We start from the raw sequence: 23,365 nt of genomic DNA on the forward strand, positions 1-23,365 counted from the left end.
GTACCCCAGCAGTTCCGTCGCGGGCGGGGCGTCGGGGACCGGGGCCGGGGTCAGCAGCTCGGCCATCCCGCCCAGGGTGCCGAGTACCGCGTCGAGCTGGTCGGGCCGCCAGGGCGTCGCCGGGTGCCGTCCCTCGACGTCCGCCAGCACCAGGGCCACCCAGTCGCCGTCGTCGTACGTGCCGAGCAGCCGTGGTGCGGGTGCGGCGGCGGGCAACCGCCGCGACCCGGGCCTCCCAGCGGTGTAGTCCGGGCGTGTCCTCGTTGAGTGCGGTGCCGGCCGCCTTGACGAAGGCGCGGCGGCCGCCGGCGGTGCGGACCCGGTCGGCGGTGCCGGGCGAGAACCCGCCGGGCTGCGACACGGCGCTGACCACCCGGTCGCCGAGGATCTCCTCCACCGCGCTCCGCACCGGGGCGGGCAACTCGGCCCAGCCGATCCGCACCCCCGCCGCCCGCACCATGCGACCGAGCATCGCACGGCCCCCGACTCCATTCATCCGATTTACTATCTGGGACAGCCGTACCAGCATGCGGACAGTGCCGGCTAGGTTCGGAAGACCGACGCCGGAGAGGAGCGGCCGACCATGGAGCTGCTGGAGTGGGACGCCCGGAGCTACGACGCGCTGCCGCTGCCGCACCGGCACTGGGGTGCGGACCTGCTGGCCGGGCTGCGCCTGACCGGCGACGAGACGGTGCTCGACATCGGCTGCGGGACCGGGCGGGACACCGAACGCCTGCTGGCGGCCCTGCCCCGGGGACGGGTCGTCGCCGTCGACGGGTCCCGCCAGATGCTCGACCGGCTGCGGTCCCGGCTGGGCGGCGCCGGCGACCGCCTGACCGTGCTCCGGGCCGACCTGCGGGCACCGCTCCGGCCGCCGGTACCGGCCGACGTCGCATTCAGCGTCGCCACCCTGCACTGGCTGCCGGAGCACGACACGCTGTTCCGCAGCCTCGCGGCCGCGCTGCGCCCGGGCGGCCGGTTCGTCGCCGAGGCCGGCGGTCGGGGCAACGTGGCCGGCGTACTGCGGGCCGTCGCCGAGGTCACCGGGGCGGCCGTCGAGGACGGGGCCCGGTTCTGGAACTTCGCCGACGTCGACGACACGGCCCGACGGCTGCGCGCCGCCGGGTTCGCCGACGCGCGGGTGGAACTCGTACCCGACCCGGCCCGGCTGGACCGGGGCGAGCAGTTGGAGGCCTTCCTCGGCACCGTGATCCTCGGGGCGCACCTGCGCGAACTGCCGGCCCAGCGGCGGCGCCCCTTCGTCCGGGCGGTCGCCGAGCGGATGCCCGAGCCGGTCGTCGACTACGTACGGCTGCGGATCGACGCCCGCCGCTGACCGCGGCCCGCCGGGCCACCCGTCCCGCGCCGAACTCCCGCCGCCGAACCGATCACACGTTGCCAACCGGACAGGTGTCCGGCAAGGATGGGTGCCGCGCGAAGGAGGCGATCGATGCGGGCGGTGGCGGTCACTGCGATGGGCGGTCCCGGGGTGCTGCGGGTGGTCGAGTGGCCGGACCCGGTCCCGGCCCCCGGCGAGGTGCTGGTCCGGGTACGCGCCGCCTGCGTGCAGCCGGCCGACCTCGCCACCCGGGCCGGGATGATCCCGGGGCTGCCGGAGCCGCCCTTCCTGCCCGGCTGGGACTTCGCCGGCGAGGTGGTCGGCGTCGGCGAGGGCGTCACCGGGCACTGCCCCGGTGACCGGGTCGCCGGCATGGTGCCCTGGTACCTGACCCGGGGGACCGTCGGGGCGTACGCCGAGTACGTGGCGGCCGACCGGGACTGGCTGGTCGCCGTACCGGACGGGATCGACGCGGCGACCGCCGCGACCGTACCGCTGAACGCGCTGACGGCCCGGCAGGCGCTGGACCTGATGGCGCTCGCCCCGGGGTCGGCGCTGCTGGTCACCGGGGTGAGTGGCGCGGTCGGCGGGTTCGCCGCGCAGCTCGCGGCGCGGGCCGGGCACCGGGTCGTCGGGGTCGGCAGCCAGGACGACGAGGCCTGGGTCGACGGCCTCGGCCTCGCCGAGGTGCTGCCCCGCTCCGTCGACCTGGCCGAGGTCGGGCCGTTCCCGGCGGTGCTGGACGCGGTGCCGGTCGGTCCGCCGGCCGCGGCGGCCGTGGCCGATGCCGGCACGCTGGTCACCACCCGGCCGACCCCGCCGCTCGACCCGGCCCGGAAGGTACGCCAGGAGGTCGTGATGGCCCGGATCGACCGGCCGATGCTGGCGGAGCTCTTCGCCGAGGTGGCCGCCGGGCGGCTGCGTACCCGGGTGGCGGCGTCGTTGCCGCTGGCCGAGGCGGCCTACGCGCACCGGCTGGTCCAGGCGGGCCGGCTGCGCGGAAAGATCGTGCTGATGCCGTAGCGGGTCGGACCGCGCGGCGGCGGCCGGCCCGCCGGCGCGCTCAGGCGTCGCTGGCGACCAGCAGCACCTTGCCCACCGCCCCGTTCTGCACCGCCGCGTGCGCCTCGGCCGCCTCCGCGAGTGGGTAGTAGTGCAGCGGCAGCCCGGCGTCCGCGCCGACCCGCAGCGCCCCGTCCGCCGCCGCGGCGGCGACGTCCTCCACGGCGTGCGCCTTGGCCGTCGCGGGCACGGTGTAGACCAGGACGAACTGCCAGCGTACGTTCGGGATCATCAACGTCCGGATCGGCAGCGTGACCTGCCCGCCGCCGTCGTCGGCGTAGACCGCCACGGCGCCGTTCGCGCCGATGACCTGGCTGTCGACCTCGGCGTTCCGGGCGGCGGCGACCTCGACGATCACGTCCACCCCGTGCGGGACGATCTTCCTGACCTCGGTGACCACGTCCTGCTCGCGATAGTTGACCACGTACGAGGCGCCGGCGGCGACGGCGAGCTGGGCCTTTTCCGGGCTGCTGACCGTGGCGATCACGGAGGCGTCGGCCCAGCGGGCGAGCTGGATGGCGGCGTTGCCGACCGCTCCCGCGCCGCCCTGCACGAGCACGGTGCGCCCCTCCAGGGTGCCGATGTCGAGGCGGTGCGGCATCGTCTCGGCCACGGTCAGACAGCGGTGCGCGGTCAGGAACGGGATGCCGAGGCTGGCGCCGACGTCGAACGACGCCTCCGCGAGGCGCCGCACCTGCCGTACCGGCACCAGGGTGTATTCCGCCGCCGTGCCCCACGGCCGCTGCCAGGCCGCCTCCCAGATCCAGACCCGCTCGCCGATCAGCGCCGCGTCCACCCCGGTGCCGACCGCCTCGACGATCCCCGCGCCGTCCTGGCCGGGGATCTGCCAGCCGTGCCCGGGGGGTGCGCCGGAGCCGTCGCCCTGCCGGGACTTCCAGTCGGTCGGGTTCACCCCGGACAGGGCGATCCGGACCAGCACCTCGCCCGGCCCCGGCTCGGGGACCGGCCGGTCCGTCATCTCCAACACCGAGGGGTCACCGGTGCGCTGGTAGCTGACTGCTCTCATCGGGAACTCCTCACGACCGGAATGTGTGTTCGCTCACGATTTCGCACCTTCCGAGCCTTTCATGGTGCTGGCCGGTGCACCTTTGGGTGCGACGGAGGCCGCCGGGGAGTGCCCCCGACAGTCATCCTTTCAGGTTTGTCAGGTAGTACTGATGGGCAAAGATCTTGCCATCAACCGCCTACTCCTCGGGCGTGGTGTCGCCAGCGTTCCGGGCCGTGGCCCGGCCCACCCGGCTCCGGTTGGTGCGCCCCGTCCGGGACAGCACGTTCCCGGCGACAGTCGGGCGGGTTTCGACCGGAGACGTGGAGACGACGATGAGACCGTCAGCAGGCCCGACGGCCGACGGCGCGGCCGTACGCGCCGACGCCGCCGCGCCCGGCGACGGTGCCGCGCCCGCCGACGGTGCCGACCGGCCGGCGTCGCGGGCCGGTGGGCGGGACCGCTACCTGGACTTCTGGCGGGCGGCGGCGCTGGTCCGGGTGGTGACCTACCACGTCTTCGGCTGGATCTGGCTGACCGTGCTGTTCCCGGCGATGGGCCTGATGTTCGCCCTGGCCGGTTCGCTGATGGCCAGCTCGCTGGACCGGAGCGGACGCGGCGCGGTGGGCCGCCGGCTGCGTCGGCTGTTGCCGCCGCTCTGGGGCTTCGGCGCGGTCGCGGTGACGCTGTTGCTGGTCACCGGCTGGGGAGCGGCGCCCGCCGCCGCGCTCGGCTGGGGAGAGCTGGTCTGGTGGGTCTTCCCCGCCCGTACCCCGCCGGTGGGCAGCCAGTCCTGGGCCTGGGCCTACAACGTGGTGCTCTGGTACCTGGTCACCTACCTGTGGCTCGTACTGCTCTCGCCCCTGCTGCTGGCCGTCTTCCGCCGCTGGCCGTGGCGGAGCCTGGCGGTGGCGGTCGCGCTGCCGTTCCTCGCCCTGTTCGGGGTCTTCAACATCGGTGGGTACTTCAACGAGCAGGCGACCAACGTCAGCACGTACCTGGCCTGCTGGCTGCTCGGCTTCGCCCACCACGACGGGCTGCTGCGCCGGATACCCGCCCGCCGGTACGCGCTCGGCGTACTCTCGCTGGCGCTGGTCGGTGCCGGCTGGGTGGTGGTGGTCGGCTGGTCCAGCGGCAACTTCGACCTGAACCGGATGCCGGGCGGCAACACCCTCTGGTCGGTGGCCTTCGTCGCGACGGTGCTCCGGTTCCGCCCCCGGCTGGACTGGCTGGGCCGCATCCAGCCGCTCGACCGGGTGGTCCAACTGCTCAACGCCCGCGCCGTCACGGTCTACCTGTGGCACCTGCCCGCCGGTGTGCTCGTCAACGCGCTCCTCTCCCCGGTGCGGCTTCCCGGCTGGCTGGCCAACGTCGCCGTACGGCTGGCCTTTGTCTGGCTGCTCATCGCGGTGGCGGTCGGGCTCTTCGGCTGGATCGAGGATCTTGCCGCGCGGCGCCGGCCGGCGCTGTTGCCGGCCCGGGTCGGCCCGCGCGTCTCGGTGCCCCGGCCGGCTTCCGGTGCGGTGCGCCCGGCCGTACCGTCCGGACCGGCCGCGCCGCGCCCGGCCGCTTCGCCCCGCCCGGCCGCCGCCGGCCGGGCGGGTTCGCCGCGCCATCCGGTGACGGTGTGGCACCGGGCGATGGCCTCGACGGTCGCGGTCCTCGCCGTCGGTCTCGGGTTCCTGGCGCTCAACCTCTGGCCCGGGGTGACCACCCGGGCGCAGCATCCACAGGCCCAGCCCGAGGTGACCTACTACCTCTCCGACCTGCCCCTGCTGCTGGACGACGCGTCGGCGTCCGGCTCGGGGGCGGCGCAGCCGCAGCCCAGGACCACCCCCGGCGGGGTGACGGTCCGCGGGGAGATCTACCCGCGGGCCGTGCTCACCGCCGCGCCCAGCCGGCTCCGCGTCCAGCCGCCGGCCGGCTGCGAGCGGTTGCGGGCCGTGATCGACGTCGGCGCCGACGACGTCCAGGTGGCCTTCGCGGTACGGGCCGACGACGTCACCGTCTTCGACTCCGGCACCCGCAGCCGGTCCGACCGGGCCGAGCAGATCGACGTGGACGTCGCGCGGGCCAGCTATGTCGACCTGGTGACCAGCAGTTCGTCGGGCGGCGCCGTCGGCGTCTGGGCCGATCCCCGCTTCGTCTGTGTCCCGGCCCCGTAACCGGGCGCGCCTCCCGGGGCGGGTAGCCGGGCGGTCGCGGGTCACCGGGGTCGGAGCACCACGTCCTTGCCGAGGTCGCCCCAGCCGCTCTCCCGGGCCCGCGCCATGATCTCCCGCAGCCGTGCCTCGTCCACCGGTTCCTCCACGCCGGCGCGCTGCACGGACACCGCGAAGTTCGCGCAGAGGTAGCTGGGCAGCTCCTCGTCCGCGTGCAGTACCTCGCAGAGCCCGGCGAACCGGCGACCCCGGAACAGCCCCGCCATCCCGGCGAGGGCGGCCTGCTCGTGCCCCTCCACATCGATCTTGAACAGTAGCGAGTCGCCGTCGAGGAGATCGATCCGGTCGTCGAGCCGGAAGCAGGCCACGTCGACGCCCCGGTCGTTCGGGACCCGCAGCGACGCGACGCCGGTGTGCTCGTGCAGGTAGAGCCGGGCGGTTCCGGCCCGGTCGCTGGCCGCGCCCGCGTGCAGCACGGTGCCGGGATACTCGTCGGCCGCCGCCGCGATGGTCTTGCGCAGCCAGGGGAGTACGGCGGGATTGGGCTCGACGAGATGGAGTTCCCGCAGCCCGAAGTAGCAGGTCGAGAAGGCGACCTCGCCGTAGTTGGCGCCGACGTCGACGGCGACGGTGGGACGGATCTCCGTTACCAGGCGCCGCCAGGTCGCCACCGCGTTCCGGTCGAGGTTGCCCTTGTAGACGGCGAGTTCGGTACCCCGGATGTCGGTGTGGTCCGCGTGCAGGACGACGCCTATCTCGTTGCGGAAGGCGCCCGCCCTGGTGCGCAGCGCGATCCGGTGGGCGGCCCGCCGGACGTGCTGGGCGCCGGACTGGTGGAACGCGCGGCGCAGCGTCGATCGGAAATTCGGCATACCGGTGACCGTCCTCGCGGATATTCGGGTTGTCGGTCCGCGAGGTCCGGGCAGCACCCGGTCGCGGTCATGGGGTCCTCCCGTCGACCCGCCCCGGAATGGTAAGCAGACAATCACCTAGAGCAACAGAGCCACCACCCACCGAAACCCCTCTCACATTCCCCACCACTGCCCCCACCCGCCCGCCTGATCCCGGTGATCAGGGGATGGTTCTCGCGTGTCGTCGGCGAGTCGCATCACCAGCCCCCTGATCAGGGCGATCATGCCCGCGCTCGGCCCCGCCAACCGGAAGGATGGGCGCATGCGGGCGGTGATGATGCGGCGACACGGCGGACCCGAGGTCCTGGAGATCGTGGACATGCCGCCACCCCAGCCGCAGCCCGGCCAGATCATCGTCGAGGTCGCCGCCGCCGGCGTGAACTTCGCCGACATCTACCAGCGGCGCGGCACCCCGCCGTACGGGGGTGAGCTGCCCGCCGTACCCGGCATGGAGGGCGCCGGCACGGTGACGGCGGTCGGGCCGGGCGTACGGGACGTCGCCGAGGGGGACCGGGTGGCCTGGACCGGGATGCCCGGCAGCTACGCCGAGCAGGTCCCGGTGCCGGCGGACCGGGCGGTGCCGGTACCGGAGCGGATCGACCTCCAGCTGGCGGCGGCGGTGATGCTCCAGGGCATGACCGCGCACTACCTGTCGCACACCACCCACCCGGTGGCCGAGGGTGAGCCGGTGGTCGTGCACGCCGCGGCCGGCGGGGTCGGCCGGATGCTCACCCAGTTCGTCAAGCTGCGCGGCGGCGTCGTCATCGCCACCACCTCCAACGACGAGAAGGCCGAGCTGGCCCGGCAGGCCGGCGCCGACCACACCGCCCGGTACGCCGAGGTCCGCGACGTGGTCCGGAAGGTGACCGCCGGTGCGGGCGCGGTCGTGGTGTACGACGGCGTCGGCCGGACCACCTTCGACGACGGTCTGCTGGCGCTGCGCCCGCGGGGTCTGATGGTCCTCTACGGCACGTCCAGCGGGCCGGTGCCGCCCCTGGACACCGGACGGCTCGCCGGCGGATCGCTCTATCTCACCCGCCCGTCCATCGCCGCGCACATCGCCCGCCGGGAGGACCTGCTGTGGCGCTCCGGCGACGTCTTCGACGGGATCGCGGCGGGCCGGCTCTCGGCCCGGATCGGCGGCACGTACCCGCTGACCGACGCACCCCGGGCGCACGACGACCTGGAGAACCGCCGGAGCACCGGCAAGCTGCTCCTGCTGCCCCGCTGACCCGGGCCGGGCGCCCCGATACCAACGAAGGTCGGTACCCGGGAATACCCTAGGGCGGAGGTGTCCGACCCGCCCCGGTTCGTAGGGTCTCGGTATGACCAGACAGTGGGAGGCGGATTCGGTGAGCGGGCCGGAGACCGCGGCGGTGGTCCGGGCGCGGAGTTGGTGGGTACGGACCCTGCTCGCCACGGCGCTGCTCGGCACCGGTACGGCGGCGATGTTCCGGCTCGCGCCCGGCGGCCTCGGCGACGCGGCACCGATCGAGGTGACCGACGGCGCCTCCGTGTCGGTCTACCGCTGGGCGCTCGACTCGATCCCGGGCGCGCCCGACTGGACCGCCGTGGAACTGGCGGGCGAGGCGATCCTGATCCTGCTGGTCCTGCTCCTCGGCTGGGTCTGCTGGAGCGGGGTGCGCCGTTCGGTGTGGCCGTCGGCGGTCGCCGCCGGCCTGACCCTGGTCGGTACCCTCGCCGCCTACCTCTGCTCGGAGGCGGTGAAGCTGGTGGTGGACCAGCAACGGCCCTGCCGGGCGGTGCCCGGCGTGCCGGTGATGTCGCACTGCCCGGAGATCGGCGACTGGTCCTTCCCCAGCAACCACGCCACGATCGCGGGCGCGCTGGCGATCGGCCTGGTGCTGGCCCGGCCCCGGCTCGCCGCGCTCGCCCTGCCCCTGGCGGTGCTGGCGGCCCTGTCCCGGGTGGTGGGCGGGGTGCACTACCCGCACGACGTGCTCGCCGGGCTGCTGCTCGGGGCCACCCTCTGCGCGGCCGTGGTGATCGTCCTGACCCCGCCGGTGGTCCGGCTGGTCGCCAGGCGGCGCCCGCCGCCCGGCGGGCCGGCATGAGGGGTACGGCGCGCCGCCTCAGGCGGGTCGCACCGACTCCTCGGTGAGGTCGGTGATGTGCGGAAGGATCAGCGCGGCGAGCTGTTGCGCATCGGGTTCGAGCGGATAGGACGCGTGCGGTACGGCCACCACCCGCATGCCGGCGGCGGCGGCCGAGCGTACGCCGTTGGTCGAATCCTCCACGGCGACGCAGCGGGCGGCGGGCACGCCGAGCCGCTCGGCGACGGTGAGGTAGACGTCCGGCGCCGGCTTGCCCCGGGGGACCTCCTCGGTGGAGAGGGTCAGCCGGAAGGCGTCGGTCAGCCCGGCGGCGGCCAGCGCCGCGTCGATCAACCGGGCCGGTGAGGAGCTGGCGAGGCCGAGCGGCCAGCGCCCGGCGAGTCGGCGTACGACCTGGGCGGCGCCGTCCACCAGCGGCACCCGCTGCTGGTACGCCTGGGCCATCTCCTCGATGACGGCGGCCGCGATCCGCTCGGGTGGGCCGGCGGTGCCGAGTTCGTCGTGCAGGTAGCCGGCCCACTCCATGGTGCTCATCCCCATCAGCCGGCGCTGGCTGTCGGGTTGCCACTGCCCGCCGTGCTCCTTGACGTAGCGCCGCCGGACCCCCTCCCACACCGGCTCGGAGTCCACCAGTACGCCGTCCAGATCGAAGATCACCGCGTCCACCACGGTTCCATCCTGCCTCATCGGGCCGGGTTCGGGCGATCCGGCGCGGGAGGCGGTGCGGGGCCGCCGCCGCCGACCGGCGGCGCGGCTCAGGCGGCCGGCTTGAGCACGACCTTCGAGTAGCCCTCCTCGCGCCGGTCGAACCGCTGGTAGCCCTCGGGCGCGGCGTCGAGCGGGAGTTCCCTGCTGACCACGAAGCCCGGTTTCGCCCGTCCGGCGATGATCAGGTCGCGCAGGTACCCGTTGTACGCCTTGACGTTGGTCTGCCCGGAGCCCATCCGCAGCCCCTTCTCGAAGAACGTGCCGACCCGGAACAGCAGCTCGCCATTGCGGGAGTGCGGGTCGGGCGCGCCCGGGTCGTGGGGCACGTAGAGCCCGACCACCCCGATCCGGCCGGTGGCCCGGACGATCTCCACCAGGCTGTTCAGCACCCCGGCGGGCTGTTCCTGGCCGCTGGCGCCGCTGCCCTGGTAGCCGACCGCGTCGACGCCGCAGTCCGTACCGTCGCCGTCGGTCTGGTCGCGGATCTGCGCGACCGGGTCGCCCCGGCCGAAGTCGATCGGGATGGCGCCGATCGACTCGGCCAGCCGCAGCCGGTCGGGCACCCGGTCGACCAGGAAGACCTTGGCCGCGCCCATGATCACCGCCGAGTACGCGGCCATCAGGCCGACCGGTCCGCCGCCCATCACCGTGATGGTCTGGCCGGGGCGCAGTTCGGTCATGGCCACCCCGTGGTAGCCGGTGGGGAAGATGTCGGCGAGCATCGCGAAGTCGTTCTCGTGCTCCTTGCCCGGGGGCAGCCGGAGGCAGTTGAAGTCGGCGAACGGCACCCGTACGTACTCGGCCTGGCCGCCCCGGTAGGGGCCCATCTCGGCGTAGCCGTACGCGCCGCCGGCGAAGCCGGGGTTGACGGTGAGGCAGTAGCCGGTGTTGCCGGCGAGGCAGTTCCGGCAGAAGCCGCAGGCGACGTTGAACGGCATGCAGACCCGGTCGCCCCGGCTGATGTGCACGACTCCGGGGCCGGTGTCGACCACGATGCCCATGTTCTCGTGCCCGAAGACCATGCCCGGTTCGGCGCTGGTGCGGCCCTCGTACATGTGCAGGTCGGAGCCGCAGATCGCGGCGGTGGTCACCTGGACTACCACGTCGTTCGGGTCCTGGACCCGGGCGTCCTCCACCTGGTCGACCGAGACGTTGTGCGCTCCGTGGTACACGACTGCCTTCACGCCCGCTCCATTCCGGCCGGTGCGCGGCGGCGCCCGCTGCCCACGGGGCCCGCTGCGCACGGGGCGCGGCGGGCCGGCGGCCCGGGTGGCCCGGCGGCCCGGCCTGCTCCGATGTCAGCCTAGGGCGGCGAGGGCGGCATAAGGGGCGAATCGCACCGGCCACCGGTCCCCGGAGCGCGGCGCGGCGACCTCCGGTTGAAACGATCAGGTGGGACGGGGGCTGAACCGGGTCGCGCCGTCGGGTTCGGCGGGATCGGCCAACCTGGACATACCTGGTGTGGGGGCTATTGACAGGCATGTAAGGGCGCCGATATCTTGTGCCTCGCGTCTTGAAACGATTCATAAGTGAGCCCGCCCGGAGGTCGCCCATGTCGCGGATGCCATCCACCAGACACCAACGCCGGTTGGCCGCCGGCGCGTCGCTGGCCCTGCTGTTCACGCTCGGCGGGGCCCACCCCGCCACGGCGGCCCCGTCGACGGCCGACGCAGCCCCGCTGGCGGCGCCCACCGTCGAGCCGACGGTCGTCACCAGCTTCGACACCAGCGCCGCCGGTGGCGGTGCCCGGCCGCTGTTCGGGGACGTCACCGGCGACGGCCGGCTGGACGTGGTGATGATGCAACCGCACTACGTCGCCGACGACCGGTACGAGGGTGCGCTGGTCGCCGCCCTCACCGCGTACGACCTCGACGGCCGGCGGCTCTGGCAGGCCGGCACCGTCGACCCGCGCGGACGCAACAACGGCAGCGACATCCCGGCCCAGGTGCACGACGTCGACGGGGACGGGGACAACGAGGTCGTCGCGATCATGCACCCCGGCGGCGACACCGTTGCCGAGGGGCGCTTCATGATCTTCGACGGTCGCACCGGCGCGCTGGTCCGGGACTTCCCCCTGCCCGACCGGCTGGCCCACGACGCGATCATCTTCGCCAACCTCAGCGGCGGGAACACGGCCCGGGAGATCATCCTCAAGGACCGCTACGACACCGCCTGGGCGCTGGACAACTCCGGCCGGCTGCTCTGGACCCACAAGGGCAACACCGGGCACTACCCGTGGCCGTACGACTTCACCGGCGACGGCCGGCAGGAGGTGATGATCGGCTACGACATGGTCGGCCCCGACGGCGACCTGCGCTGGCAGCACCAGGGCGACGGGCACGCCGACACCATGTGGCTGGCCGACATCACCGGCACCGACCAGCCCGAACTGATGCTCGGCGGGGACGCGGCGGTGGCGCACGACGGGCGTACCGGCGCGGAGATCTGGCGCAACAGCGACATCGTCGAGACCCAGAACATCATGACCGGCGACTACCTGCCGGAGCGGCCCGGCCTGGAGTCCCTCGGCCTGGACCGGATCGACCGGACCGAGAACGGCTACGACGGGCTCTTCCTGCTCGACGTGGACGGCACGATGGTCTGGAAGGAGGCCCGCGAGACGCGCGGCTGCTGGGGCTCGATCCCCGAGCCGATCCACAACTGGACCGGTGACTACAGCGATCTGATCATGGTGTGGAACCGGGGCTGCGGCGAGGCGACCACCATCATGAACGGTGCCGGCGACGTGATCACCACCCTCGACCCGGCCGCCCGGCTCTGGCACGGCGACTTCTGCGGCGACGACAAGGAAGAGGTCGTCGAGTACATCCAGGGCCGGTCGCTGACCATCAAGAGCAACGGCGCGTGCGACCTGGCCGCGAAGGTCACCGGCCACCCGCTGCCGCAGGCCAAGCGCCTCTACAACTACACCCGCTACACCGCCGGGGACACCCCGGTCGCGCTCTCCGGCGACCGTCCCACCGAGACCACCAGCGCGCTGTCCGGTCACCCCGGTGCGCTCGCGGTGGACGGCGACCCGGCCACCGCCTGGCGGGCCGCGACCGGCGGTACCGGGCAGAGCTGGCAGGTCGACCTCGGCCGCTGGTACACCCTCGCCGGCATCGAGCTGACCTTCCCCGCCGCCGACCTGACCGGCGCCTGCACCCGCACCGTGACCGGACGGCACAGCGGCCCGCTGACCGTACTCTCCGGAGTGACCTGCCTGGACGGTGCCACCGTGACCGGACCGGTCACCGTGCTCCCGGGAGCCGCGCTCGCCGCCACCGACGCGACCGTGACCGGCGCGCTCTCGGCGCTGGGCGCCCGGTCCGTGCAGGTGACGGGCAGCCGGATCGACGGGCCGCTCTCGGTCGTCGGCGGCACCGGCCGGGTGGCCCTCACCGGCAACCGGGTCGGCGGCCCGGTCAGCCTGCTCGGCAACCGGACCGGCGGCGTCCCCCTCGTGGTCTCCGACAACGCCGTCCGCGGCGCGCTGGCCTGCGCCGGCAACCAGCCGGCGCCGGTGCGCGGCGACGAGCCGAACACCGTCGGCGGTACGGCGGCCGGGCAGTGCGCCGACGTCCCGGTCGGGGACGTCCACGGCGACGAGTTCCGGTACGGCTACCGGGTGGAGACCTCCACCGACGGCCGGACCTGGGTGCCGGTGCTGGACCGCACCGACAACCAGCGGACCGAAGCGACCCAGCGGGGCATGTTCACCGGCCTCGGCCGGTACGTCCGGGTGACCGTCACCGGGCTGCCCGACGTGCCGTACGCCCGCGCGGGCCTGGCGAACGTGGTGGTGCTCGGCAACCGCTGACGGCGTGCTGCGGGTGTAAGGAGGGGGCCCTTGTTATCGCTTTCTGCGGTATAGGGGCCCCTTCTTAACGCCCCTCATCCGGCGGCGCCCTGACGGACCCGTCCCGCCGAGTCGGGTAGCGGACCAAGACTACTGATCGGTTACTCAGGCCGGCGATGATTGCGACATCGGTGTAGATCACTGTCGCAGGGGGTCTGGGATGCGAAGACTGCGCGGAACGCGGGCATTGGCGGCGGCTGTGGCGGGTTTGGTGGGTGTGCTGACGCTCGGCACCCCGACGGCCGCGGCGGCCGGCGCGAGGGCACCGGAGGGCGCGACGACGGGAGGCGCGATGGCCGGGGAATCGGCGACCGGAGGGGTGGCACCGAGCGGACCGGCGACGGCACCGGGGGCACGCGCCCTGCCCGAGCCGTGCCCGGACGGCGCGCCCGGATGCGTGGACGGCACCATCGCCGAGCTACGCGCCCGGATGGCGACGCTGGGACGCGGCTGTGCCCACCACAGCACCTTCGCGCTGGCGTACCTGCGCACCACCGAGGGCTTCAAGTGGGGCCGGGACGCCGGCTTCTTCTCCGACGACACCTGGGTCAACCGGGAGGGTGCGCTCTTCGCCGAGTACTACTACCGGGCGTACGACGACTGGGCCGCCGGGCGGCGGTCGGCCGTACCGCTGGCCTGGCTGGCCGCCCTGGACGCGGCGCGCGACCGGCGGCTCACCGGCGCCGGTGACCTGATGCTCGGCATGAACGCGCACATCAACCGGGACCTGCCGTACGTGCTGGCGTCGGTCGGGCTGACCGCACCCGACGGCAGCAGCCGCAAACCCGACCACGACAAGGTCAACGAGATCCTGGCCGAGGTGACCGACCCGATCCTCGCCGAACTGATCGCCCGGTTCGACCCGTACGGCTTCGACGTGGGGATCTCGCCGGACACCGTGCTCGGCCTGATCATCACCTGGCGGGAGCAGGCCTGGCGCAACGCGGTACGGCTGACCAACGCCCGTACGCCGTTCGCCCGGGCAGTGGTGGAGCTGGACATCGAGTCCACCGCTGCGGCCACCGCCGCCGGGCTGGCGACCCTGACCAGCTACGTACCGCCGTTCACCGGGCCCGGCCCCCGGGCGGCGCACTGCGCGGCACACCACGCCGACCCGCCGCCGCTGGCGTACCCGTTCGGCCTGCCCCCCGCCTACTGACCCCGCCCGCCGAGGCCGCCGCGCTGCGCCGCGCTGCGCCGCGCTGCGCCGCGCCGCGCCCCGGCGAGATCCGCGTGATCAGGGAGTTCGCCGTGCGACGCGCCGACGACACGCCCGAACCACTCCCTGATCACGGCGATCATGGGGGCGGGGTGGGCGGGGCGGGGCGGGGAGGAGCGGGGGCGGGGTCAGGCGGACTTGCGGGGGGTTTTCTTGGCGGGGGTTTTCTTGGCGGGGGTCTTCTTCGCGGGGGTCTTCTTCGCGGTGCCGGATCCGGCGGTCTTCTTGGCGGCGGCCTTCTTCTCCGTGGTCTTCCGGGCCGTCTTCTTCGCCGCCGGGGCCGCCTTCTTGGCCTCGGCAGCGGCCTTCTGGGCCGAACGCGCCGCCGAGATCGGGGTCGGTTCCTTCGCCCCGCCGGACGGTTCCTCGCCGCGCGCCGCCCGGGCCCGGTCGACCGAGGCCCGCAGCGCGGCCATCAGGTCGACCGCCGCGGCCGGCGCCTCCTCGACCTCCTCCGGCTGCACCACCTCGCGCCCCTCGACCTTGGCGTCGATCACCTCCTGGAGCGCGGCCCGGTAGTCGTCGGTGAAGACGTCCGGCTCGAACTCCCCGGCCATCGAGTCGATCAGCGAGCTCGCCATGGCCAGCTCCGGCGGCCGTACCTTGATGTCGTCGTCCAGGAACCCGAAGTCCGGTTTACGGATCTCGTCCGGCCAGAGCATGGTGTTGAGCAGCAGCACACCCTCGCGGACCCGCAGCGTGGCGAGCTGTTCGCGCTGCCGCAGCGCCACCTTCACGATGGCCACCCGCTCCGAGTCGGTCAGCGCGTCCCGGAGCAGCACGTACGGCTTGGTGGCCGCGTTCTCCGGCTCCAGGAAGTACGCCTTGTTGTAGAGGATCGGGTCCACCTGCTCGGCCGGTACGAACTCCAGCACGTCGATCGCGTGCGAGGTGGTGAGCGGCAGCTCGGCGAAGTCCTCGTCGGTGAGGATCACCATCTCCCCGCCGCCGATGTCGTACCCCTTGGCGATGTCGTCGTAGGGCACCTCCTCGCCGTCGATCGAGCAGACGCGCTTGTACTTGATCCGGCCGCCGTCGGTGCGGTGCACCTGGTGGAAGCGGATGTCCTTCTCCTCCGTCGCCGAATAGAGCCGGACCCCGATGGAGACCAGCCCGAACGAGACGGCGCCTCGCCAGATAGCCCGCATGACCGCACCTTTCCCCAAGCCGGGTCCGCTAAGCGGATGGAACCGGTCCTTCTCGGGTGAGGGACCCCCGTAACCAGGCGGATCGTCCGCCCGTACGGCTGTGCACACCGCCGTGTCGACCAGGATCCCATCGGATCGAAAGGGACGCGAGTGTTTCCGGACGGACCTAGAGTGGTGATCGTGCCGGGCCTGCCGCTCAAGCCGATGCTCGCGAGCACCGGGGAGCTGCCCGCAGGCCCCGGCTGGGGTTATGAGTTCAAGTGGGACGGGGTCCGGGCGGTCACCGAGTTCGCCGACGGTGCGCTGCGGATGTACGCCCGTTCCGGGGTCCAGATCACCGCCGCCTACCCCGAACTGGCCGCCCTGGGCGCCCAACTCGGCGAGCGGGGGCTGGCCGACGCGGTCCTCGACGGCGAGGTGGTGGTGCTGACCGAGCAGGGGCAGCCCTCCTTCACCGCGCTCGCCGAGCGGATGCACGTACGGGAGCCGGCCCGGGCGGCCCGGCTCTCGGTCAGCCTGCCGGTGACGTACATGATCTTCGACCTGCTCCGCCGGGACGGCGCGGACCTGACCGGTTGGCCGTACGAGCGGCGCCGGAACGAGTTGGAGGCGCTGGGGCTGGGTGGGCCGCGCTGGGCGGTGCCACCGGTCTTCCCGGACGGGGTGCCGACCTACCAGGCGGCCGGTGAGCACGGCCTGGAGGGTGTGGTCGCCAAGCGGCTCGGTTCGGTCTACCGCCCCGGCGTCCGCTCCCCGGACTGGGTGAAGGTGAAGCTGGAGATCACCGACGACTTCGTGGTGGGTGGCTGGCGCCCCGGCGTACGGCGGATCGGTGGCCTGCTGGTCGGGGTGCCGGCGGCCGGCGGGGGGCTGCTCTACCGGGGCCGGGTCGGCGGCGGGATCGGCGCCGGGATCGAGCGGGAACTGCTCGGGGTGCTGGAGCCGCTGCGCACCAGCGTCCGGCCCTTCGTCGACCAGGTGCCCCGGGAGGATGCCCGGGGCGCGATCTGGGTAAGACCCGAGGTCGTGGTGGAGGTGAAGTACGGCCAGCGCACCCCGGACGGCCGGTTGCGGTTCCCCCGGGTGCGCCGGCTGCGTACGGACAAGGCGGCGGGGGACGTCGATGCCGGCTGAGCAGCGGGTCCGGGTGGAGGTCGAGGGGCGGGCGCTGGAGCTGTCCAATCTGGACAAGGTGCTCTATCCGGCGTCCGGCTTCACCAAGGGCGAGGTGATCGACTACTACACCCGGATCTCGCCGGTGCTGCTGCCGCACCTGGTGGACCGGCCGCTGACCCGGATCCGCTATCCGAACGGGGTCGAGGGCAACTTCTTCTTCGAGAAGAACGCCCCGGCCAGCACCCCGGACTGGGTACGCCTGGAGCGGCTGCCCGCGCCGGGCTCCTCGAAGGGCCGCGAGGAGCTGGACTACGTGGTCTGCGACGACCTGGCGACGCTGGTCTGGCTGGCGAACCTGGCCGCGCTGGAACTGCACACCCCACAGTGGAAGATCGACGCCGACCCGGACATGATGGTGATGGACCTGGATCCGGGCGCCCCGGCCGGGCTGGTCGAGTGCTGCGGCGTGGCGGTGCTGATCCGGGAACGGCTGGCCGCCGACGGCATCGAGAGCTACCCGAAGACCTCCGGCAAGAAGGGCATGCAGCTCTGCTGCCCGATCGCCGGCACCCAGTCGGCCGAGGAGGTCTCCGACTACGCCCGTCGCATCGCCGACGAGCTGGCCCGCGAGGTGCCGAAGTCGATCACCGCCAAGATGGCCAAGCGGCTCCGGCCGGGCAAGATCTTCATCGACTGGAGCCAGAACAACGCGGCCAAGACCACCGTCACGCCGTACTCCCTCCGGGCCCAACCGACACCGTCCGCGTCGACGCCGCTGACCTGGGCGGAGGTCGAGGCGGCGGCCGAGGGCGAGCCGGGCGCCGTCCGCCAGTTCGGCGCCGCCGAGGTGCTGGCCCGGATCGAGGAGTACGGCGACCTGCTCGCCCCCCTCGTCGACGGCGGGCCGCAGCTCCCGGCCGGCCGCTGACCGTCGTGGGTCACTCCACGCTCGGCAGCGCCGGGCCGATCACGTCGTCGGCGTCCACGATGGTGTACGCGTAGCCCTGCTCGGCCAGGAAGCGCTGCCGGTGTGCCGCGTATTCCGTGTCGATGGTGTCCCGGGAGACCACCGTGTAGAAGTGCGCCTGCCGCCGGTCCGCCTTCGGCCGCAGCACCCGGCCGAGCCGCTGCGCCTCCTCCTGCCGCGAGCCGAAGGTGCCGGAGACCTGGATCGCCACCGCCGCCTCGGGCAGGTCGATGGAGAAGTTGCCGACCTTTGAGATGACCAGGGTGCGGACCTCACCGGCCCGGAACGCGTCGAAGAGCCGTTCCCGCTCCTTGTTGGTGGTGGCGCCCTGCACGATCGGTGCGTCCAGCGTCTCGCCCAGCTCGTGCAGCTGGTCGATGTAGCCGCCGATCACCAGCACCTGGTCGTTCGCGTGCCGCTCGACCAGCGCCTTGACCACCGGCAGCTTGGTCCGGGCGGTCGCCGCCACCCGGTAGCGCTCCTCCGGCTCCGCGACCGCGTACGCCATCCGTTCGGCGTCGGTCAGCGTGACCCGTACCTCGGTGCAGTCGGCCGGGGCGATCCAGCCCTGCGCCTCGATGTCCTTCCACGGCGCGTCGTAGCGCTTCGGCCCGATCAGCGAGAAGACGTCGCCCTCGCGGCCGTCCTCCCGGACCAGCGTGGCGGTCAGCCCGAGCCGGCGCCGGGCCTGGAGGTCGGCGGTGAACCGGAAGATCGGCGCCGGCAGCAGGTGCACCTCGTCGTAGATGACCAGGCCCCAGTCCCGGGCCCCGAACAGGTCCAGGTGGGTGAAGGCGCCGCCGCGCCGCGAGGTCAGCACCTGGTACGTGGCGATGGTGACCGCGCGGATCTCCTTGCGCTCGCCGGAGTACTCGCCGATCTCCTCCTCGGTCAGCGAGGTGCGGGCGATCAGTTCCCGCTTCCACTGCCGGCCGGCCACCGTGTTGGTGACCAGGATCAGCGTGGTCGCCTTCGCCTCGGCCATCGCCGCCGCGCCGACCAGGGTCTTGCCGGCCCCGCAGGGCAGCACGACCACGCCCGAGCCACCGGCCCAGAACTGCTGCACCGCCTCCCGCTGGTACGAGCGCAGCTCCCAGGCGGGCGCGCCGTCCTCGCCCGAGGTGGCCAGCTCGATCGGGTGCGCCTCGCCGTTCACGTACCCGGCCAGGTCCTCGGCCGGCCAGCCGAGCTTGAGCAGCGCCTGCTTGAGCCGGCCCCGCTCCGAGGGGTGCACGATCATGGTGTCGTCGTCGACCTTGCCGCCGAGCATGCCGGCGAGCTTCTTGCTCTTGGCGACCTCGATCAGGACCATCCGGTCGACCGCGCGCAGCACCAGGCCGTGGGTCGGATGGGCCATCAGCTGGAGCCGGCCGTACCGGTCCATCGTCTCGGCGACGTCGACCAGGAGCGCGTGCGGCACCGGGTAGCGGGAGAAGCGCAGCAGCGCGTCGACCACGCCCTCGGCGTCGTGCCCGGCCGCCCGGGCGTTCCAGAGCCCCAGCGGGGTGAGCCGGTAGGTGTGCACATGCTCCGGCGAGCGTTCCAGCTCGGCGAAGGGTGCGATCGCCATCCGGCAGGCCAGCGCGTCGGGATGATCGACCTCCAGCAGCAGGGTCTTGTCCGACTGCACGATCAGCGGTCCACCGGTCACGCCCATGTCCTCCGTCCGTCGGCTCCCACGCGCCGACCCTCCAGTGTTGCACGCTTCCGGCCGGGCGCCGGCCCGCTCGCGGCTGGCTCTTCCGTTACAGATAACGAGACGGCAAAATTCTTCATCTGCCGCAACCGCACTGGCACTCTGATGCGTCTAGCTGTCGACGGCTCCTGGGGAGGACCAGATGGCAACCGTGCGTAACGTAACCCGTCTTCTCGCCCTGGCGGCCGTCTCCCTGGTCGGCGCCGGTGCGTGCGCGTTCGATCCGCAGCAGGGGCAGGCGGGGCCCGGTGGGACCCGGCAGGTCGGTGCGGCGGACGAGGCAACGGGGGCGAGCGCGTCGCCCGGGCCGGACCAGGGGAAGCAACGGACACCGAGCCGGGTGACCCCGACCACCGGCGCGCCGACCCGGAAACCGACGAAGAAGCCGGCCCGGACCAGCTCGCCGAGGCCGCCGGCCGGGTGCCCGCAGGGCGAGCGGCAGCGGGACGTCGAGACCTACCTGGCCCGGCTCGGCGGGTTCGGCCGGATCACCGTGGACGGCCGGCAGTCGGCCGCCGACTGCGCGGCGATCAAGAAGTTCCAGCGCCGCTACGACATCCGCCCGGCGCACGGGCGGGCCGGCCCCACCACCGCCGACGTCGCGCGCCGACTGGCCGGCACCGACACCCGCCGGTGCCGGGCGGGCAGCGGTACGACCTTCTGCATCGACCTGACCCAGCAGACCGTCTGGGCGATCCGGGGCGGGCGGGTGGTCATGGCGCCCACCGTCACCCGCACCGGCATGGCCGGGTACGCCACGCCGGCCGGGACATACAAGATCAACTTCCGCAACACCCGGGAATGGTCGGATCCGTACGAGGTGTGGTTGCCGTACTGGCAGCGCTTCGTCGGCGGGATCGGGTTCCACCAGACGACCACCTACCTGCACGAGAAGTCGATCGGCTCGCACGGCTGCGTCAACCTGCTCCCCGGCGACGCCCGCCGGATGTGGGAACTGGGCACGGTCGGCACCCGGGTGCACGTGGTCGGACGCCGCCCCGGCACCTGACCCGGGGTGAACCACCGGTGGGCCGGAAACCGGGGGTGACTCGGGGTCGGCGAGCCTGTCATCTCTGGCGCGCGGATGCGACTCTGGACCATGGGGAGACCGCGTGGTGGGAGGTCCGCAGATGACGGTCGACGGCGGGGTGAGGTCCGAGACAGATCCTCCGGCCCTGCCGGAACCTGATCCCTGCCCCGCCGCCGCGCCCGATCCGTCGCTCGCCCCGGTGCCGGTCTCCCGGCTCACCGTGCTGGCCTACGCCGTGGTCTCGCTGCTCCTGGTGAGCTGGGTGATCTTCGGCTGGCTGGTGCAGCAGCAGGGCTTGGTCAACTCGCTCGGCGAGGGGCTGGGCGCGGCGTTCACCCTGCTGCTCATCGTCTCCGTGGTCGGCACCGTACGGCAGAGCCGCCGGCGCTGACCCGCCCCCCGCCGCCCTGAGGTGTTAGGAAGGGGCCCTTCCTATACAAAAAGCGATAGGAAGGGGCCCTTCCTTACTGCTCCTCCAGGACTGCGGCCGTGATGCGGTGCAGGGCGAAGGTGTGCAGCATCTCGGTCCGTTCGTCCTCGGCGCGCAGGTAGCCGGCCCCGATCGACACCGGCCGGACCAGCCGGGACGCGGTGGAGCCGTGCGCGTCGACGTACCCGACCCAGACCAGGGTCCGGTCCCGGACCGCCTGTTGCAGCACCGCGAGTGCCTGGGTGTGCGCGTGCGTGGAGGGCAGTTCTCCGCCGGTCCCGCCCGCCCGGCCGCCGCGGACCGTCGCCGGGGCGCGGCGGGCGGCCCGGGCCGCGACGTCGCCGCGCCGGATCTGCTCCACGATGCCGAGCAGCCGGGGCCCGGTCAGCTTCGGCGCGGCGAGCGGGTCGGCGACCCGGTTGGCGACCGAGACCCGGGTCGGCGCCCGGCGCACCTTCGGCCGGGTCAGTACGGTCGCCCCGCTGGCATCCTCGGTGACCGGTGCGTACCCTGCCTCGCGCAGCGCGGTGACCAGCCGCCCCACCAGGTGCGGGGTGGCCAGCACGGTAGGCGCGAGCCGGCGCAGCGACATGCCGACCAGTCGCCGGTCGGCGAGGACCTCGGCCAGCAACGCCTCGTCGTCGCTGCGCAGGTACGCCCCGGCCGAGCCGGCCCGGAGCCCGCCGTGCTTGCGGGCGATGTCGTCCACCAGGTAGGTCAGCCCCTGCGGCACCGGGGTACGGGACCGGCGCCGGAAGAGCGCGTGCAGGTCGTCGGCGGCGTACCCGGTGTCGAGGGCGCGCCGCACGCTCGCCCCGGTCACCCGGTGCACGCTCGCCCCGCCGGCCGATTCGGGCTCGGCCACCGCCGCCAGCTCCTCGGCCAGGGTCGGGTCGGGCGGGCCGGGCACCACCACGGTCAGGTCGGCCTGCACCAGGAAGTGGTCGACCGGTGCGGGCAGCAGTGCGTCCAGGGCCCGTACCGTCGGGGAGCCGCCGCCGGCCGCGCCGCCCGCGTCCGGCCGCCGGCCGAGCGGGTCGTCGTCGGTCTCGGTGAGCCGGATGTCCCCGGCGGTCCACTGGGCCAGCAGCAGCCGGCCGTACGAGGTGAGTGCGCCGAGCCCGGTGACCCCGAGCAGCCCCGCCTCGGCCAGCGCCTCGCGTTGGCCCGCCTCCCGGCCCAGGTTGCGCCGGGGCGCGCGCCAGCCGAGCAGCTCGACCACCTCGTCCGGGGTCGGTGCGGTGCCCGGTTCGAGGTCGTCCAGCACCTCCAGCACGGCCCTCCGGACGGCCGGGACGCCGGCCCGCTCCGCCTCGGCGGAGAGGACGGTGATCGGCCGTTCCCGGTCGTCGCGCCGGCCGATCAGGCCGACCTGGCGGGTCATCGTCAGCCAGGCGCGGGCCAGGTGTTCCCACCGGTGGGCGAGTGAGCCGTCCCGCCAGGCCTCGTAACCGGCGGCCGGCAGCATCTGCTGGTCCGCGCCGGCCCGGGTGGTGGTCGCGCCCGGCAGGTCCAGCTCACCGAGTAGGCCGGCCGCGTACGCCACCTCCAGCAGCAGCGCGGCGGTGGACTCGTCCAGCCCGGTGGCGCGGGCGAGCCGGCGCAGGTCCCGGACGCCGAGTCCGCCGGAGCGCAGCACCGGGGCGGGTTCGGTGGCGAGCTGTTCGAGCAGTGCCTCGGTGTGCCGTACCACCTCCATCGCCTGGCCGGCGCCGGCGGAGTCCGCCGCCTTCGACTCGCGGACGGTGCCGGTCACCTGCGGCGGCGTCGGGAGCAGCGGGCCGAGCGGGCCGGCGTCGCGGCGCAGCAGCAGGCCGATCTCCCGGGGCAGTTCCACGGCGGCGCTCCGGCCCGCCGGCGCGGACGCCTCGGAGATCGGCACCAGCAGGCGGTTGTCGACCAGCCAGGAGACCGGTGCGGCGGAGCCGTCGGTCCCGGTCGCGTCGTCCGGTCGTACCGCGGTCGGGAGCGTGCCCACCGGTGGGCCGGCGGCCAGCCGGTCGAGGATCGCCCGGGCCGGCGGCGGCGCGGCGAGCAGCGTGCGGCGCAGCCGGGCCGGGTCCGCGACCAGGGCCGCCGTCTCCGGGTCCAGGTCCGCGGCCGGTCTGCCCAGCCCCGCCGGGTACGGCGAGCAGACCTCGTCCACGCCCGGCACGACCCGCAGTGCGGACTCCGGACCGTAGAGCAGGAAGAGCGCGCGCAGCCGGTCGACCGCGGTCCGCGCGGCGGCCCGGTCGACGCCGGGTCCGGCGGTGGCGAGGACGAGGATCGCCTCGGTCGAGGTCTCGTCGTGCTCCGGGTCCCGGGTGAGCCGGGCGGCGTCCAGGATCCGCAGGGTGAACTGGTCGAGCCCGTCCAGCGCCCGGGCCACCGAGACCCGGGACTGGGCGCGGACCGCGAGCGCGGACAGATCGGTCGGTACCGGCACGACGAGGTCGGGACGCAACCGCAACAGGGCGGCCAGCGCCTCGTCGGGCAGCGCCCGCAGGTGATCGGCGAGTGTGCTCATCGTCTTTCCACGCTATCCGGCCAGGTGCCGGTCGTGCCCGCCGGTCGGCGGGGAGATCCCGCACCGCCCCGCCGGCCGTGGGGGGTGTGGGCGGGCGTGCGACGATGGCGGGCGTGACTGCCGGCGCG

General features: G+C 73.8%; 19 protein-coding genes. 11 read left to right on the plus strand and 8 right to left on the minus strand.

Features of this window, described 5'->3' with window-relative positions:
* Nucleotides 1-583: 583 nt before the first annotated feature.
* Together ACQEUR_RS01290 and ACQEUR_RS01295 are read left to right on the plus strand one after the other, a co-directional pair.
* A complete protein-coding gene (locus ACQEUR_RS01290) occupies nt 584-1,336 on the plus strand; it encodes a class I SAM-dependent methyltransferase (protein ID WP_433024152.1) in 753 nt (250 codons plus the stop codon).
* A gap of 114 nt (nt 1,337-1,450) precedes the next feature.
* Nucleotides 1,451-2,362 carry an NADP-dependent oxidoreductase gene (locus ACQEUR_RS01295; RefSeq protein ID WP_433024154.1) on the plus strand — a complete coding sequence of 304 codons (912 nt, stop codon included), beginning with the start codon at nt 1,451-1,453 and terminating at the stop codon, nt 2,360-2,362.
* 40 nt (nt 2,363-2,402) lie between these two features.
* Here the strand turns inward: ACQEUR_RS01295 and ACQEUR_RS01300 are convergent, their stop codons facing one another.
* Nucleotides 2,403-3,428, minus strand: a complete 1,026-nt coding sequence (locus ACQEUR_RS01300) for an NADPH:quinone reductase (protein WP_433024156.1) — start codon at nt 3,426-3,428, stop codon at nt 2,403-2,405.
* 314 nt (nt 3,429-3,742) lie between these two features.
* Between ACQEUR_RS01300 and ACQEUR_RS01305 the strand changes: the two genes are divergently transcribed.
* Complete coding sequence (locus tag ACQEUR_RS01305) at nt 3,743-5,572, plus strand: acyltransferase family protein (RefSeq protein ID WP_433024158.1); 1,830 nt, start codon at nt 3,743-3,745, stop codon at nt 5,570-5,572.
* A 41-nt stretch (nt 5,573-5,613) separates the two neighbouring features.
* On the opposite strand, the gene ACQEUR_RS01310 is transcribed toward ACQEUR_RS01305, so the two are convergent.
* Nucleotides 5,614-6,441 carry an FkbM family methyltransferase gene (locus tag ACQEUR_RS01310; RefSeq protein ID WP_433024160.1) on the minus strand — a complete coding sequence of 276 codons (828 nt, stop codon included), beginning with the start codon at nt 6,439-6,441 and terminating at the stop codon, nt 5,614-5,616.
* Between the two features lie 301 nt (nt 6,442-6,742).
* On the opposite strand from ACQEUR_RS01310, the gene ACQEUR_RS01315 reads away from it, so the two are divergent.
* Nucleotides 6,743-7,711, plus strand: a complete 969-nt coding sequence (locus ACQEUR_RS01315) for a quinone oxidoreductase family protein (RefSeq protein ID WP_433024162.1) — start codon at nt 6,743-6,745, stop codon at nt 7,709-7,711.
* A gap of 94 nt (nt 7,712-7,805) precedes the next feature.
* A complete protein-coding gene (locus ACQEUR_RS01320; RefSeq protein ID WP_433024164.1) occupies nt 7,806-8,555 on the plus strand; it encodes a phosphatase PAP2 family protein in 750 nt (249 codons plus the stop codon).
* Between the two features lie 18 nt (nt 8,556-8,573).
* Here the strand turns inward: ACQEUR_RS01320 and ACQEUR_RS01325 are convergent, their stop codons facing one another.
* Nucleotides 8,574-9,242 carry an HAD family hydrolase gene (locus ACQEUR_RS01325; RefSeq protein WP_433024166.1) on the minus strand — a complete coding sequence of 223 codons (669 nt, stop codon included), beginning with the start codon at nt 9,240-9,242 and terminating at the stop codon, nt 8,574-8,576.
* A 68-nt stretch (nt 9,243-9,310) separates the two neighbouring features.
* Nucleotides 9,311-10,447, minus strand: a complete 1,137-nt coding sequence (locus ACQEUR_RS01330) for a glutathione-independent formaldehyde dehydrogenase (RefSeq protein WP_433024168.1) — start codon at nt 10,445-10,447, stop codon at nt 9,311-9,313.
* 377 nt (nt 10,448-10,824) lie between these two features.
* Here ACQEUR_RS01330 and ACQEUR_RS01335 point away from each other — a divergent pair, with 377 nt between their 5' ends.
* Both ACQEUR_RS01335 and ACQEUR_RS01340 read left to right on the plus strand, forming a co-directional pair.
* Nucleotides 10,825-13,083 (plus strand): discoidin domain-containing protein, encoded by a 2,259-nt coding sequence (locus ACQEUR_RS01335; protein ID WP_433024170.1) that lies wholly within the window; start codon nt 10,825-10,827, stop codon nt 13,081-13,083.
* 331 nt (nt 13,084-13,414) lie between these two features.
* Nucleotides 13,415-14,281 carry a DUF5995 family protein gene (locus ACQEUR_RS01340; protein WP_433024172.1) on the plus strand — a complete coding sequence of 289 codons (867 nt, stop codon included), beginning with the start codon at nt 13,415-13,417 and terminating at the stop codon, nt 14,279-14,281.
* Here ACQEUR_RS01340 and ACQEUR_RS01345 read toward each other — a convergent pair.
* Together ACQEUR_RS01345 and ACQEUR_RS01350 are read right to left on the minus strand one after the other, a co-directional pair.
* Nucleotides 14,275-14,424: a hypothetical protein gene (locus ACQEUR_RS01345; protein ID WP_433024174.1), complete on the minus strand. Its 150-nt coding sequence runs from the start codon at nt 14,422-14,424 to the stop codon at nt 14,275-14,277. The genes ACQEUR_RS01340 and ACQEUR_RS01345 overlap by 7 nt on opposite strands.
* 45 nt (nt 14,425-14,469) lie before the next feature.
* Complete coding sequence (locus tag ACQEUR_RS01350; RefSeq protein WP_433024176.1) at nt 14,470-15,489, minus strand: Ku protein; 1,020 nt, start codon at nt 15,487-15,489, stop codon at nt 14,470-14,472.
* A 180-nt stretch (nt 15,490-15,669) separates the two neighbouring features.
* Between ACQEUR_RS01350 and ligD (ACQEUR_RS01355) the strand changes: the two genes are divergently transcribed.
* Nucleotides 15,670-16,623: a non-homologous end-joining DNA ligase gene (gene ligD, locus ACQEUR_RS01355; RefSeq protein WP_433024178.1), complete on the plus strand. Its 954-nt coding sequence runs from the start codon at nt 15,670-15,672 to the stop codon at nt 16,621-16,623.
* Nucleotides 16,613-17,533 (plus strand): non-homologous end-joining DNA ligase, encoded by a 921-nt coding sequence (ligD, locus tag ACQEUR_RS01360; protein WP_433024180.1) that lies wholly within the window; start codon nt 16,613-16,615, stop codon nt 17,531-17,533. The genes ligD (ACQEUR_RS01355) and ligD (ACQEUR_RS01360) overlap by 11 nt, the downstream gene beginning before the upstream one ends.
* Before the next feature lie 10 nt (nt 17,534-17,543).
* Here ligD (ACQEUR_RS01360) and ACQEUR_RS01365 read toward each other — a convergent pair whose 3' ends face one another.
* Nucleotides 17,544-19,223, minus strand: a complete 1,680-nt coding sequence (locus ACQEUR_RS01365) for a DNA repair helicase XPB (RefSeq protein ID WP_433024182.1) — start codon at nt 19,221-19,223, stop codon at nt 17,544-17,546.
* A 187-nt stretch (nt 19,224-19,410) separates the two neighbouring features.
* On the opposite strand from ACQEUR_RS01365, the gene ACQEUR_RS01370 reads away from it, so the two are divergent.
* Together ACQEUR_RS01370 and ACQEUR_RS01375 are read left to right on the plus strand one after the other, a co-directional pair.
* On the plus strand, nt 19,411-20,277 hold the full coding sequence (locus ACQEUR_RS01370; protein WP_433024184.1) for a L,D-transpeptidase family protein: 867 nt from the start codon (nt 19,411-19,413) through the stop codon (nt 20,275-20,277).
* Nucleotides 20,278-20,398: 121 nt separating this feature from the next.
* Entirely contained in the window at nt 20,399-20,689 is a 291-nt protein-coding gene (locus tag ACQEUR_RS01375; RefSeq protein WP_433024186.1) for a hypothetical protein, read from the plus strand.
* 73 nt (nt 20,690-20,762) lie between these two features.
* On the opposite strand, the gene ACQEUR_RS01380 is transcribed toward ACQEUR_RS01375, so the two are convergent.
* Nucleotides 20,763-23,237 (minus strand): helicase-associated domain-containing protein, encoded by a 2,475-nt coding sequence (locus ACQEUR_RS01380; protein WP_433024188.1) that lies wholly within the window; start codon nt 23,235-23,237, stop codon nt 20,763-20,765.
* Nucleotides 23,238-23,365: the final 128 nt, after the last annotated feature.

Source organism: Plantactinospora sp. CA-290183 (assembly GCF_050936375.1).
In the GTDB taxonomy this organism is placed as follows: domain Bacteria; phylum Actinomycetota; class Actinomycetes; order Mycobacteriales; family Micromonosporaceae; genus Plantactinospora.